Raw genomic sequence first — 13,686 nt, 5'->3', positions numbered from 1 at the left:
TACTGTCGAAAAACTGCTGACCAGGTACACTGGCACACGATATCGAGCTTCCGTACGCCATACCGGCGTCGGGAAACAGGCAGGTCGCGTGACCTGCCGACGTACTGCAATGTGCGTGCACGCCTCTTCCGGCATTCCCGGGGCGGACCGGTTCCGCGCTTCCGAACAGCGCCAGGGACCAGGGTTTACTCCCGGTCGAGTGTCGAGCGGACCAACGGCGGTGCGCGCTGGTCACGAGAGAGGCGATCACCCTGACCGCAGAAATTCCCACAACCGAACAGACCCCCGCCGTCGCGCTGGAACACAGCGAGACCGGCCCGGCCGCGCTCGACACCTCGCACCCGCTCCAGGCGGGCGTCGAGGTCGAGCCCGAGGCCCCGACCTTCGCGTCCTTCGGCGTCAAGCCGGAGATCGTCAAGGCGCTCGGCGAAGCCGGCATCGAGCGCACGTTCGCCATCCAGGCCCTCACCCTGCCGCTGGCCATGGCCGGCGACGACCTCATCGGCCAGGCCCGCACCGGCATGGGCAAGACCCTCGGCTTCGGCGTCCCGCTGCTGCACCGCGTGCAGGTCCCCGGCGACGGCACCCCGCAGGTGCTCGTCGTGGTGCCGACCCGTGAGCTGTGCATCCAGGTCGCGAACGACCTCAAGGGCGCCGGCAAGCACCTCGGCATCCGGACCCTGGCCATCTACGGCGGCCGCCCGTACGAGCCGCAGATCGAGGCGCTGCGCAAGGGCGTCGACGTCGTGATCGGCACCCCGGGCCGCCTGCTCGACCTGGCCGAGCAGCAGCACCTGGTGCTGGGCAAGGTCCGCGGGCTGGTGCTCGACGAGGCCGACGAAATGCTCGACCTCGGCTTCCTGCCCGACATCGAGCGCATCCTGCGGATGGTGCCGGACGAGCGGCAGACCATGCTGTTCTCGGCCACCATGCCCGGCCCGATCATCACGCTGGCCCGCACGTTCCTGCGCCAGCCGACGCACATCCGCGCCGAGGAGAACGACGCCGGCGCGGTCCACGAGCGCACCACGCAGTTCGTCTACCGGGCGCACTCGATGGACAAGCCCGAGGTGATCGCCCGCATCCTGCAGGCGGCCGACCGCGGGCTCACGATGATCTTCAGCCGCACCAAGCGCACCGCCCAGAAGGTGGCCGACGACCTGGTCGAGCGCGGCTTCGCGGCCGCCGCCGTGCACGGCGACCTGGGCCAGGGCGCCCGCGAGCAGGCGCTGCGCGCGTTCCGCTCGGGCAAGGTCGACGTGCTGGTCGCGACCGACGTCGCCGCCCGCGGCATCGACATCGACGACGTCACGCACGTCATCAACTACCAGTGCCCGGAGGACGAGAAGACCTACGTCCACCGGATCGGCCGCACCGGCCGCGCCGGGCGCACCGGCGTCGCGGTCACCCTCGTCGACTGGGACGAAGAGCCGCGCTGGAAGCTGATCTCGGACACCCTCGGCCTGGACATGCCGGAGCCGGTGGAGACGTACTCGTCGTCGAAGCACCTGTTCGAGGACCTGGGCATCCCGGAGGGCACCACCGGGCGGCTGCCGCTGGCCAAGCGGACCCGCGCGGGCCTGGCCGCCGAGGAGGAAGAGGACCTGGGCGGCAAGAAGCGCGGCCGCCGCCGTGGCGAGCCCGCCTCGGAAGACGCGCCGCGCAAGCGCACCCGGGCCCCGCGCAAGCGCACCCGCGGCGGCGCGCGGGCGGCCGAGGCGATCGAGGCCGCGGACAACGCGGCCGCCTCGTCCCCTTCCGAGGAGGCTCCCGCGTCGGAGGGCCGCACCCGGACGCGCCGTCGCACCCGCAGCGGCAACGCCCCCGAGGCGACCGGCCCGGCCGTCGAAAAGGAAGCCGGCGAGAACGCCGAGCGCCCGGCTCGGCGACGCCGCCGTCGCCGTCCGGCCGCGACGTCTGATACACCTGCGTCGGCAGACTGAGGCCTACGCACGGGGGTCGGGTAAGTGAGCGAAGACGAGAAGGCGCCCGAAAGCGCGCCCGAAGAGGTCGAGCCCGCGGCAGAACCGACCCCCCAGTACGGCTCCGAGGACGTCCTGGAGGACGCCCCGGCCACTCCGCCCGCGCCGCGGGTCAAGGCCCGGCGTTCGCCGTGGAACCGCGGCCGGGACAGGGTGGCCGCGGCGCTGATCGTGGTGGTCGTGCTCGCCGTCGCGCTGGTCATCGGCGCGACGAGCGACAGCGCGGCCACCGACCGGACCGAAGCGGCGGCGCCCCCGGCGTTGCCCGCGCCCCCGGACAAGGTGCCGGGGTCGATGGCGGAGATCTGGAGCGCCCCCAGCGGCGCGACCACGGTCCCGGTCGTGGCCGGCGACTCGGTGGCCACCGCAGACGGCGGCGAGGTCGCCGTCCGGGACCCGCTGACCGGGCAGGTCCGCTGGCACTACACGCGTGACCTGCCGCTGTGCACGCTGGACACGGTCTGGGGGCGGTTGAACGCCGTCTACCACAAGAGCCGCAACTGCAGCGAGGTCACGCAGCTGGATCCGGGCACGGGCCGGATCACCGCGCAGCGCAACGGCAACGCGGAGCTGGGCACCCAGCTGGTGGACGACGGTTCGCACGTCACGGCGACGGGCAAGACACTCCTCACGACCTGGCGCGACGACCTGGTGCAGAGCGCCGAGTACGGCCAGGTCCCGGCGCTGGTGAACGCGGGCAAGCAGCCCCGCACGGGCTGCACGTACGGCACGATCGCGGCGGCGTCGGGCCGCATCGGCGTGATCGAGCGCTGCCCGGGCGACCCGGCCGACCGCCTGACGGTGTACAAGGCGGCGCCGGAGAAGGACGACGAGCCGCAGGTCAGCTTCAGTTCGGTGCTGGCGGGCAAGCGAGCCCGCGTGATCGCGATGTCGGGCGACCTGACGGCGGTGGTCCTCCCGGACCAGAAGCTCCTGGTGACCTACAACGGCGACGGAACCCAGCGAGCGGCGTACCCGCTGGACGTCCCGCCGGGCGACCTGGCGGCCGACCCGCCCTCGGGCACCGAGGCCACCACCCAGACGGCGGCGAACACGTACTGGTTCAGCGGCTCGAAGGTGCTGGCCCTGTCCCGCGACGACCTGTCGCCGCGCTGGACGCTGAGCAGCGCACTGGGCCCGGGCGTGACGTTCGCCCAGCAGCTGGTGGTCCCGATCAAGGGCGGCTTGGCGGTGCTGAACGAGAACGACGGCTCGACGATCCGCACGGTGGGCGTCGAGCGCCGCGGCTACCCCGGCCCGATCCGGCTCGGCGTGGCCGGCCCGGTGCTGCTGGAGCAACGCGGCCCGACCCTGACCGCCCTGAAGTAACCCACCCGGCTTGATGCCCCTCCAAACACGCGAGATGCCCGCCTAAACACGCGAAATGCCCGCCTGATCACGCGAGTTCCGCCTCCGGTCACGCGAGTCCCGGCCACAATCACGCGAGTTCCGCCGGCGATCACGCGAGTCCCGGCTCCAATCACGCGATCCCCGGCTCGATCACGCGATTCCCGACCCCGATCACGCGAGCCCCGCCGGCAATCACGCGAGTTCCGGCCCTGATCACGCGAGTTCCGGCCCCGATCACGCGAGCCCCGGCCACAATCACGCGAGATCGGTCGAGGGCGGACGCCGGGCTCGGGTCAGGTGAGCCAGAAGAGGGTCAGCGCGGAGACGGTGAACAGCACCACCGCCACACCCGCCCCCACGGCCGGTGGCCCGTTGCGGCGGTCGGCGACCCGCTGGGCCAGCAGCGCCAGCACGGCCGCCACCGGGTGACCGATCAGGAGAGTCGCGCCCGGGCCGGGCACCCCCGTGTACAGGCAGATCGCCCCCACGACCAGGACCCCGAGCGCCAGGACCGCGAGGCCGGCCGCCAGCGAGCCCGTGAACCCGCGCCACCACCGGCCGCGCACCTTGGCCGGAGCGGCCTGCCCCTCGCCCGCCGCAGCGGCTTTGCCCACCGGAGCGGCTTCGCCCGCCGGAGCGGCTTCGGCCGCCGCAGCGGCTTCGGCCGGCTCGGGCTCGACCCGCTCCTGCTTCACGGTCGGCACCTCGGTCACTTCCCGCCCGGCGACCGGTGCCTCGGGCTGGGCGGCCGACCGGCCCGGTCCCCGCCCGGCTTCGGGCTCGCCCGCGGGCAGCGGGACGGTCGCCAGTTCGTCGGTGTCCGGTGAAGCCACGTTCCCTCCCGTGTCAGGGCGCGAGCAGGTCCCACGGCTGGGCCTGCGGGGCCGCTTCCTGGCCCGCCGCGCAGCTCGGCCTGAAGTCGCACCAAGCGCACCGCCGGTCCGGGCGGGCCGGGAACAGCACGTCCCCGTCGCCGCCCGCGTCCAGGGTATCCGTGGCCAGCCTCAGGTCCCCGGCGGTCTCTTCCGCGCGCTGGAGGTGGCGCTGCAGACTCTCCGGCGTGTGCTCCGCCGCCGCGATCGTGCCCGTCGGCAGGTGGTGCAGCTCCACCGTCGTGCACGGCATCCGCAACGTCCGCGCCGCCGCCACCGCGTACAGCGCAAGCGCTTGCGACGCCCGCGCCTCGTACTCGTCCGGCGGACGGCGGCCGGTCTTGTAGTCGACGATCACCAGTTCCCCGGAGCGGGCGTCGATCCGGTCCGCGCGGCCCTCAATGATCATCGACGGCCGCTCCCCCGGCGTGCCGCTGACCGGCGCCGAGACCCAGCGCTCCAAGCCCACCGGGTCGTGCGAGACGTCGTTGTCCTCGACGTACTCCGCCACCCACCCCTTGGCCCGCGCCCGGTACCGCGCCGCCTGCTCCTCGCTCTCGAAGCCCGCGTCCTTCCAGAACTCGGCCACCAGCGCCACCGCCCGCTGCGGCACCCGCTTGAGCACCGGCAGGTCGAACAGCGCCCGCAGCGCGTTGTGCACCACCGCGCCGAGCGTGCTGTGCGCCCACGGCCCGGTGCGCTGCGGGGTCGGCCGTTCGAGGTACGCGAGGCGGTACCGGCGCGGGCAGTCGTCGAAGGTCGCCAGCCGCGCCGGCGAGACCTTCGTGAGCCGCACCGGTTGCGCGACGCCGAAGTCGAAGCCCATCTGCTCCTTCACGCCGCCCACGCTACGCACCACCACCGACACTTTCCGCGCGGGGCGAGCGGCCCCGCGCGGAAAGCCCGGCTAACGCACTACCAAGACCGTGTGCATGCCACCGGAAACCGTCAGCGGACCCGCGGCCCGCACCGCTCGCCCGTCCAGCAGCACCAGCCGCCCCGAAGGCACCACCAACGACCCCGAAGTCCCCTGCGGCGCGGAAACCGTCAACGAGAACACCGAACCCTGCTGCGACCACGACGCCGACAACGCGCCTCGAGGCGTCGGCACCGCTCCCCGCGCCCACGAAACCGAGCCCGGGTGCGGCGAAACCGTCCAGGTCGCAAAGCCCGGCGAAGTCGGCGAGACGCCCAGCAGCTCGTTCGTCAACGCCGGCACGACTCCGGTCGACCAGCCGTGCGCGGCCGAGGTGTACCCCTGCTCGTAGTGCGAGCCGCCTTCGCCGATGCCCTCCCAGGCCGTGATGCCGGGGTCGTGCGTGGCCATCCAGCCGTACATGCGCTTGATCTGGTCGATCGCGGACGCCGCCTGCCCGGTCCGGAACCGCGCCTGCAGCTCCGGGAACGACGTGAACGCGTACACGCGCTTCGTGCCGTCGCCGACCAAAGTGTCGTTGTCCATGAACGGGTTCCCGTATGGCAACGCGCCCGCCGCGAGCCGCGCCAGCGCCGAAGCGGCCTGCGCCGGAGACGCGATACCAGCCAAAACGGCGTGGCTGTTGCCGTCCTGGCCGTGCCGCACCGCACCCGTCGCCGAGTCGAGGTACGCGCCCGCCGCCGGATCCCACAGGAACTGGTTCACCGCCGCGGAGACACCCGAAGCACGCGAAAGCCACTTCTCCGCGTCGGCCGCGTGTCCCGTCGCGCGCGCCAGACCGGCGGCGCCCTGAAGCGCTCGGACGTACAACGCGTTGTAGTACGTCACTTCGCCCGTACGCGGCAGGAACGCGTAGTCCCCGTAGCCGCCGGTGCCGTTGAGCCCCTTCGCGAGCAACCCGCGCGAATCGGTCACCGACGGGTACCAGCTGTCCAGCGTCTTCAGGAGGTGCGGGTAGTACGAAGCCGCGTACGCGGTGTCGCCCGAGTAGAGCACGTAGTCCCAGCTGGAAGTCACCCACCAGAGCGGATAGTCGAACAGCGGCAGCGTGTAGCTGTTGATCGACGCGGGCGGGATCCAGCCGTCCGCGCGCTGGTGGTCGGCCAAGTCGGCGAGGACGTTCCGAGCCGCCGTGCCGTCCTGGTGGGTCAGGTACTGCGTCAGGCCGGACACCGCGACGTCGCCGACGTACGGGTCACGGTCACGCTTCGCGCCGTCGTGCAGCACCAGCTTCCCGTCCAGCGAAGGCGAGAACGCACCACGTGGGTCCACATCGGACTCCCGGAAGGTGTCCATGCCCAGCTCGTTCGTGTAGGACGCCGCGTACCAGTACCGGTTCAGCTCGGAGTCCGACGACTCGAACCAGCCCCGGTAGGTCGACGGCGTGCCGAGGAACGGCGTGAAGTCGAGCGAGACGCCGCTGATCCGCACCTCACCCGAAGGCTGGGCCGACGGCGCGTCCGACGCCAGCGCGTCGAGGCTGATCCGCAGGTAGCGGAAGCCGTGCAGACCGTCCGCGCACACCTGGTTCCCGGACGCGCAGCCCTTGGTGTCGCGCCAGACCGTCGGCGCCGCAGGCACGGCGAACTGGTCGGTGCCCGGCCCGCCGGAGAAGTCGGAGCGGGTGAAGTCAGAGCGTTCACCCAGGTACTGGAGGGTTTCCGAGAACGCCAGCCGGACGCCCGGCCGGTTCGCCGACGCCCCCGCGAAGGCGATCTTCGGGTACCCGGCGACGACCTTGCCGAAGTCGACGACGGCGGTCGGCACCGGCGGGTCGGCGACCACGCCGGGCCACACCTCGGCGACCCGGCTGAACTCGCCCGACGGGGTGTTCTGGTCCTTGGTCACGGTGATCCGGACCTGCGCAGTGGTCACCGGCCGGTCGAAGGTGACCGCGCGCTGCACGGCCGTGTTGCCGCTGACCGTGGCGGCCACCCGCCACGCGCCCGCGTCCAGCACCTCGACCGTGAAGTCCTGCGGTACGCCGTCCACATTGGACAGGACGGTCACGCCGGGCAGCGCGACCGGCGCGCCCGCGGTGATCGTCAGGACGTCCGGGTAGACCCCGATCGTGTCGTCGTTCCAGAACGTCTCGGGGTTGCCGTCGACGGCGTTGCCGGGGTCGTACGTCCTGGGCTGACCGTTCCCGCCGTTGTTCGGCGCGTGGAACGACGACGCGGCCGCGGTGGTCCCCGCTGGCCAGACCGGCTTCGGCGGCGGCGCCTGCCGCTTGAACGTGGCCACTCCCCGCCCGAGCAGGCCGTTCGGGTTCGTCACGTCCCCGGTGGTGGACAGCACCTGCACCGGCCGGACGTCCCGGCTCGCCGGGGCGACGACGTACTTCTGCCAGCCGGGCGCGGCGTCGGCGGGCGCGGCGACCACGCCGCTCGCCACCAGCACCGTGACCGGCAGGACTGCTCTGAGCCACTTCATCGAGGCCTCCGCAAGGGCGTTGAATCGTTTCAAACGCTGAGCCGAGCTTCAGGCTGCGGGAGCGGTGCCAACGATGTCAACGGACCGGGCCGATCCTGTCCGGCAGGACAACCCGGGTGGCCGGTTCAGCCGGCGCCGGAGATGAACCCGCGGACGGAGTTCGCGACGAGCTCGACGGCGATGGCCGCGAGCAGCAGACCGGCCACCTTGGCCAGCAGCGTGATGCCGCTTTCCTTGATCAGCCGGATGACGAGACCGGAGTAGCGCATGCAGAGATAGATCACGAAGTGCACGGTGACGATCGCCAGCGCCAGGGCGATGTAGGCACCGATGTGCCCATCGGCCTGCCGGACGAACACGATGGTCGCGGCGATCGCGCCGGGCCCGGCCAGCAGCGGCGTGCCGAGCGGCACGAGCGCGACGTTGACGTCCTCGGCCGCCGCCTCGGGCTCGTGGCCGTTGCTGGTGAGCAGCTGCAGCGCGATCAGCAGGAGCAGCAGCCCGCCCGCGCCCTGCAGCGCCGGGATGCCGATGCCGAGGTAGGCCAGGATCGCCTGGCCCGCGACCGCGAACAGGCTGATGACCAGCAGCGACACCAGGACGGCCTGCCGGGCGGCGCGCGCCCGGGTCGCCATCGGCTTGCGGCCGACGAGGCTGAGGAACACCGGCACGGTGCCGGGCGGGTCCATGATGACGATCAGGGTGATCGTCGCGCTCATGAAGAGCTTCGCGTCGAAGACGTCGGCGAGGGTCATTTCAGCCCTTCACGACCTGGAACCCCGTAGCGCGCGAAGCGAGCTCCTCGAACTGCCCGGGGTCGGTGGTGCACTCGCCGAGTTTGATCGTCTTGTTGGTGCCGTGGTAGTCGCTGGATCCGGTGAAGACGAGGCCGAGCTCGGCGGCCAGCTCGCGGACGCGGGCCCGGGTCGGCGCGTCGTGGTTGGGGTGGTCGGCCTCGACACCGGTGAGCCCGCGCGCGGCCAGCCCGGCGAGGGTGTCCTCGCTGATGGTGGCGCCGCGGCTGAAGGCGAAGGGGTGCGCGACGACCGTGACCCCGCCGGCCGCGGCGATCATGTCGATGGCCTCTTCGACCGGGGTGTCCCGGCGGGCGACGTAGTAGCCGCGGCGCGGGCTGAGGTAGTCGGCGAAGGCCTCGTCGACGGACTTGACCAGCCCGGCCCGGACCAGCGCCTGCGCCAGGTGGGGACGGCCGGGCGGGGAGTCCTCGGGCAGCAGGCCGAAGATCTCGTCGATGTCGATGGGGAGGCCGTCGGCGGCCATCCGCTCGGCCATCCGGCGCAGCCGGGTGCGGCGCTCGAGCCGCAGCCGGGTCTGCTCGGTGACGATGGGCTCGGATGTCGGGTCGAAGAGGTAGGCGAGCAGGTGGACGCTGATCTGGCGGCCAGTGCCGGGGTCGATCGACACGGTGGAGAGCTCGGCGCCGGGAACGAGCGTCAGGCCTGGTGACACCGCTTCGGAGGCGGGCGCCCAGCCCGCGGTGGTGTCGTGGTCGGTGATCGCGACGACGTCGAGCCCGGCTTTCGCGGCCGCGGCGACGAGCCCGGCCGGCGTGTCGGTGCCGTCGGAAGCGGTGGAGTGGGCGTGCAGGTCGATGCGCATCGTGTCCATTGTCGACGATGCGCCAGGTCACACCCCGGGCGGGCTCAGCCGACGGGTTTCTTGCCCCGGGCGGCCCGCTGGGCCTTGATCATGGAGAAGCGCTCGGCCTGCTTCTGCTTGTCGCCGAAGACGAGCTCCGAGATCGTGTCGTAGAACTCCTCGGGCCGCGGCAGGAAGTCGATCTTGTTGAGCGCCTGGATCTGCCCGGCGGACTCGACGACCATCGTGCCGTAGCCCATCATGCGGCCGGTGGCGCTGCGGACGTAGCTGAGGTCGGTGACCTTGCTGATCGGCATCATCAGCACCTTGGTGGTGAACACCCCGGTGGTCATGACGAACCGCTTGTCGGTGACCACCAGGCGCTCGACCCACCACTCCATCACCACGTAGGCGAACCGCAGGACGACGAGCAGCGCGACGTACCAGAGGATGTTCTGGCCGATGTACAGCGCCGGCGGCAGCAGGTAGGACACCAGCACGCAGACGGCCAGCAGCGCGGCCGCCTCGAAGGTGTCCCACAGGAGCACCGCCCAGTGGCGGCGGATCCGGATGACCCGCCGCTCGGTGTCGAGGAGGTACTCGTCGGGGTCGCGTGGCGCGAACATGGTTCGAGGGTAACCCCGCGATCAGCCCTTGAACACGTTGCTGACGAAGGTGATCACCGATTCGGCCGAGCTGCGCAGGAAGTCGATGATGTTGCCGACGAGGCCGGCGGCCTGCCCAGGCTGGGCGATGACGAAGAACAGCACCAACGCGATACCGGCGAGGCCCGCAATCTTCTTCACGTTCACCGCGATCAAATCCCGTCTCTTACGGTGACACCGGACAACAGCAGAGAATCTGACGTTTTACTTGTACCGCACTGGACAGGCGCACGGGAGGAAAGTCCCGCGCTTGGGTCAGCACGCGGTCCGAAGTGTACCGTACGGCTACTCTCCGTGTACAGGACGTCCCTTTTCGTTTCGGTCACGTCTACCCTTCGGGACATGGAGGGCCTCACCAGCACCACGATCCGCTGTGTCGGCGGGATCGCGTTCGACCCCTACGGCCGTTTGCTGCTCATCCGGCGCCGGAACGACCCCGGTTCGGGGCAGTGGTCGCTGCCGGGCGGCCGAGTCGAACCGGGCGAAACGGACGAAAAGGCCGTGGTGCGCGAGCTGCGGGAGGAGACCGGGCTCGACGTGATTCCGGGCACACTCATCGGCTCGGTGCGGCGGGGACCGTACGAGATCTTCGACTACGCCTGCGAGGTCGAGGGCGGCATTCTCACCGCTGGTGACGACGCCGCCGACGTCCGTTGGTCCGATGCGGCAGACCTTTCGGCCTTGGAGGCCGCTGGAGCGCTGGTGGACCTCCTCTACGTGACGTTGCGTGACTGGAACGCCCTGCCGCGCGCCTGACTACAGCGGCAGCCAGGTCATCCGCTGCCCGTGCGGTGCGGTCCGCGCCAGCGCGTGCGCCTCGGCCTTCCCGTCCTCCCACCGCACGACGCCCAGTGTCGCGAGCCCGTCCGCGCCCGAGAGGTCGTCGCGGCCCGGCAGCACGAGTTCCAGCCCGGCTCCGTAGAACTCCTCCGAGACCCACCACACGGGCCGCGAAGCAGCCAGCCCCGCCAACGCCTCGAGGAACGCGGCCCGCCGCGAAGCCGGGAAGTACGCCAGCGCGTGGCTCGTGATCACCACCAGCGGCCCCTCCAGCGACGCGGCCGCCGAGGCCAGGTCGTCGACCCCGTCGCCGGTGATCAACCGCGGCCGGCGGCGGGCCTGCTCGGCCGCCGCCGTGCGCAGGAGCCTGATGCGGTCCGGCTGGTCGGCCCAGACGCACGCCTCCAGCCAGGCCAGCTCGTCCTCGTCCGACAGGTCCACCGGTGCCCGGTCGAGGCCGGCGCGGTCGAGCACGGCCAGCTTCTTCGGCAGCTTCGGGACCACCGCGCCCGGCGCCAGGTCCAGCGCGCAGTGCAGCCCCACCGCGGCCTTCGTCGGGCCGGCCGTCAGCTGGTCGCCGCCGTCGCACTGGTAGCGGTAGCCGAAGCGGTCCAGGCCGAGCAGGAGCCCCGCGCTGCAGCCGACCTCCAGCAGCGAGACCTTGCCGCCCGCCTCGCGGGCCGCCCGGGCCACGCCCGGGTACAGCAGCGCCGCCCGGCGGACCTCGTTCGTCTGCGTGTAACGCGACGAAATCAGCTCACGCGCCTTCGCGGCCCGCTCCAGCAGGAACGACCGGAACAGCGGCCACGTGTCCGAATCCACCCCGTCGAAACCGCCCAGCGACGGGTAGTAGCGCGAGAGCGGGTGGATCGGGTCCGCCTGCACGAGCCGGTGCGCGACCGCCATCAGCAGCGTTCCGCGCACCTCGCCGTCGCGGGCCGAGGCCAGCAGGCCGGCGACGTCGTCGTCCGCGGCCGCCTGCAGCGCCAGGTGCTCGTACAGCGGCGAGACGCCGCGGGCCTCGACTTCCGCGAACGTGCGGAGTGTGCCCTTGATCCCGTCCAGGTCCATCAGAGCCTCATTCGTGCGGCACCGGCCGGCCCGGCTGCTCCCCGCCCCGAGTTTCCCCGTACGAGCGCTTCGGCACCATCACCTTCCGCCGGAAGGTGCACACGATCAGGCCGTCCTGCTTGTAACCGCGCGTCTCGACGTACACCACCCCGCGGTCGTCCTTGGACTTCGACGGCGTCTTGTCGAGCACCTCGGTCTCGCCGTAGATCGTGTCGCCGTGGAAGGTCGGCTTGACGTGCTTGAGCGACTCGACCTCGAGGTTCGCGATCGCCTTGCCGGAGACGTCCGGCACGGACATGCCCAGCAGCAGCGAGTAGACGTAGTTGCCGACGACGACGTTCTTGCCGAAGTCGGTCGTCTCCTCGGCGTAGTGCGCGTCCATGTGCAGCGGGTGGTGGTTCATGGTCAGCAGGCAGAACAGGTGGTCGTCGTATTCGGTGACCGTTTTGCCCGGCCAGTGCTTGTAGACCGCACCGACCTCGAACTCCTCGTAGTACCGACCGAACTGCACTCGTCATCTCCTGTCGCGTAACACCGCGTGAGCCTGGTCCGACACGCATCAGTAGTGAGGAGTACCCTCAACCATCGGTGTTCGCGCGTCAACGCGAGCCCCACCACTGTTGCCCCCGGCCCGAAGGAGGTGAGGAACTCGATGAGTAGTGGCGATAGTCCGCTCCCTAGTAGTCCCAGCGTTCCCACCTCACCGGCCGGCCGGCTCATCTCCTGGTAGGCCTTCTCTCCCCCGGGAACGCTGGTGTGTCGCCGGGCGGACGCATTTCCGCCCCTGGTCCGTCGTCTCGCACGACCACGCACGACACCAGGAGATCCCATGCCTGCCATTCCCTCGCTCGGCGGCCTCCGCGGCCGCGGCAACAAGGGCACCGTTCCGGTGCGCCCGGTTCCGGTGCCGCTGTCCGCGTACGTCGTCGACTGCGCGGTCTACGTCGCCGGTGAGCGCCTGCCCGGCCGCTGGACCCACTCCGAGGCGATCAAGGAGGTCCGGAAGCGGCACGAGGGGTTCGTCTGGATCGGCCTGCACGAGCCGGACGCCCAGCAGATCCAGGGCGTCGCGGACACGTTCGGGCTGCACGAGCTGGCGGTCGAGGACGCGCTCGAAGCGCACCAGCGGCCGAAGCTGGAGCGCTACGACGACACGCTGTTCCTGGTGGTCAAGACCGTCCGGTACGTCGAACACGAGTCCCCCACCACGGCGAACGAGATCGTCGAGACCGGCGAGCTGATGGTGTTCCTCGGCCGCGACTTCGTGATCACCGTCCGGCACGGGAACCACTCCGGGCTGGCCCGGCTGCGCCGTGAGCTCGACGAGGACCCGGAGCGGCTGCAGCTGGGCCCGTCCGCGGTCGTGCACGCGATCGCCGACCACGTCGTCGACCACTACCTCGACGTCACGGGCCGGATCGAGAACGACATCGACGTCATGGAGGCGCAGGTCTTCGCGCCCCGCTCGCAGGTCAGCGCCGAGCAGATCTACCTGATGAAGCGGGAGGTGCTCGAGCTGCGCCGCGCGGTGATGCCGCTGGCGACGCCGATCCAGCGGCTGGCCGAGGGCTACACGCGGCTGGTGCCCGACGACGTCCGCTCGTACTTCCGTGACGTCGCCGACCACCTCACGACGGTGTCGGAGCGGGTGGCGGCGTTCGACGAGCTGCTGTCCACCCTGGTCGACGCGACCGTCGCGAAGATTTCCCTGCAGCAGAACACCGATATGCGCAAGATCACGTCGTGGGCGGCGATCATCACCGTGCCGACGATGATCGCGGGCATCTACGGGATGAACTTCGACTACCTGCCCGAACTGCACTGGAAGTTCGGGTACCCGCTGGTGATCACCGTGATCCTGGGGATCTGCCTGTTGCTGTACCGAATATTCCGGAAGAACGGCTGGCTCTAGTCCCCCTTTCCCCACCGGATTTCCTTCGGAGCACTGTCATGTCCAGGCTGCTTTCCAACCTCAAGTTCTGGGCGCTCGCGCTCAG

At 71.0% G+C, this 13,686-nt stretch carries 13 protein-coding genes; 4 read left to right on the top strand and 9 right to left on the bottom strand.

What is annotated here, in order from left to right; all coding sequences use genetic code 11:
- The first annotated feature begins 482 nt into the window (after positions 1–482).
- The gene (locus tag ACWEGE_RS41475) at positions 483–1,943 is read left to right on the top strand and encodes a DEAD/DEAH box helicase (protein WP_449665974.1); all 1,461 of its coding nucleotides are present in this window, start codon (positions 483–485) and stop codon (positions 1,941–1,943) included.
- Positions 1,944–1,967: 24 nt separating this feature from the next.
- Positions 1,968–3,311 (top strand): Rv3212 family protein, encoded by a 1,344-nt coding sequence (locus ACWEGE_RS41470; protein ID WP_449665973.1) that lies wholly within the window; start codon positions 1,968–1,970, stop codon positions 3,309–3,311.
- Positions 3,312–3,625: 314 nt separating this feature from the next.
- Here the strand turns inward: ACWEGE_RS41470 and ACWEGE_RS41465 are convergent, their stop codons facing one another.
- The 7 genes from ACWEGE_RS41465 to ACWEGE_RS41435 all read right to left on the bottom strand — a co-directional run bounded on the left by ACWEGE_RS41465 (position 3,626) and on the right by ACWEGE_RS41435 (position 9,985).
- On the bottom strand, positions 3,626–4,165 hold the full coding sequence (locus tag ACWEGE_RS41465; RefSeq protein ID WP_449665972.1) for a hypothetical protein: 540 nt from the start codon (positions 4,163–4,165) through the stop codon (positions 3,626–3,628).
- 13 nt (positions 4,166–4,178) lie between these two features.
- The gene (locus tag ACWEGE_RS41460; RefSeq protein ID WP_449666007.1) at positions 4,179–5,030 is read right to left on the bottom strand and encodes a RecB family exonuclease; all 852 of its coding nucleotides are present in this window, start codon (positions 5,028–5,030) and stop codon (positions 4,179–4,181) included.
- Between the two features lie 81 nt (positions 5,031–5,111).
- Positions 5,112–7,574 carry an alpha-L-rhamnosidase-related protein gene (locus ACWEGE_RS41455; RefSeq protein ID WP_449665971.1) on the bottom strand — a complete coding sequence of 821 codons (2,463 nt, stop codon included), beginning with the start codon at positions 7,572–7,574 and terminating at the stop codon, positions 5,112–5,114.
- 125 nt (positions 7,575–7,699) lie between these two features.
- On the bottom strand, positions 7,700–8,329 hold the full coding sequence (locus tag ACWEGE_RS41450; RefSeq protein ID WP_449665970.1) for a MarC family protein: 630 nt from the start codon (positions 8,327–8,329) through the stop codon (positions 7,700–7,702).
- 1 nt (position 8,330) lies between these two features.
- Positions 8,331–9,194, bottom strand: a complete 864-nt coding sequence (locus tag ACWEGE_RS41445; RefSeq protein ID WP_449665969.1) for a PHP domain-containing protein — start codon at positions 9,192–9,194, stop codon at positions 8,331–8,333.
- 44 nt (positions 9,195–9,238) lie between these two features.
- On the bottom strand, positions 9,239–9,799 hold the full coding sequence (locus tag ACWEGE_RS41440) for a PH domain-containing protein (RefSeq protein WP_449665968.1): 561 nt from the start codon (positions 9,797–9,799) through the stop codon (positions 9,239–9,241).
- Positions 9,800–9,820: 21 nt separating this feature from the next.
- The gene (locus ACWEGE_RS41435) at positions 9,821–9,985 is read right to left on the bottom strand and encodes a hypothetical protein (protein ID WP_162146229.1); all 165 of its coding nucleotides are present in this window, start codon (positions 9,983–9,985) and stop codon (positions 9,821–9,823) included.
- A gap of 195 nt (positions 9,986–10,180) precedes the next feature.
- On the opposite strand from ACWEGE_RS41435, the gene ACWEGE_RS41430 reads away from it, so the two are divergent.
- Positions 10,181–10,594, top strand: coding sequence for an NUDIX hydrolase (locus ACWEGE_RS41430; protein ID WP_449665967.1), 414 nt, complete (start codon positions 10,181–10,183; stop codon positions 10,592–10,594).
- On the opposite strand, the gene ACWEGE_RS41425 is transcribed toward ACWEGE_RS41430, so the two are convergent.
- Together ACWEGE_RS41425 and ACWEGE_RS41420 are read right to left on the bottom strand one after the other, a co-directional pair.
- Positions 10,595–11,689 carry a DUF2332 domain-containing protein gene (locus ACWEGE_RS41425; RefSeq protein ID WP_449665966.1) on the bottom strand — a complete coding sequence of 365 codons (1,095 nt, stop codon included), beginning with the start codon at positions 11,687–11,689 and terminating at the stop codon, positions 10,595–10,597.
- Positions 11,690–11,696: 7 nt separating this feature from the next.
- Positions 11,697–12,200: a MaoC family dehydratase gene (locus ACWEGE_RS41420; RefSeq protein ID WP_086851845.1), complete on the bottom strand. Its 504-nt coding sequence runs from the start codon at positions 12,198–12,200 to the stop codon at positions 11,697–11,699.
- Positions 12,201–12,518: 318 nt separating this feature from the next.
- On the opposite strand from ACWEGE_RS41420, the gene corA reads away from it, so the two are divergent.
- The gene (gene corA, locus ACWEGE_RS41415; RefSeq protein WP_449665965.1) at positions 12,519–13,601 is read left to right on the top strand and encodes a magnesium/cobalt transporter CorA; all 1,083 of its coding nucleotides are present in this window, start codon (positions 12,519–12,521) and stop codon (positions 13,599–13,601) included.
- Positions 13,602–13,686 lie beyond the last annotated feature (85 nt).

This window comes from Amycolatopsis sp. NPDC004747 (assembly GCF_053601335.1).
The sequence above is the reverse complement of the archived record's forward strand: the minus strand, read 5'-3'. Positions and strand labels throughout refer to the sequence as shown.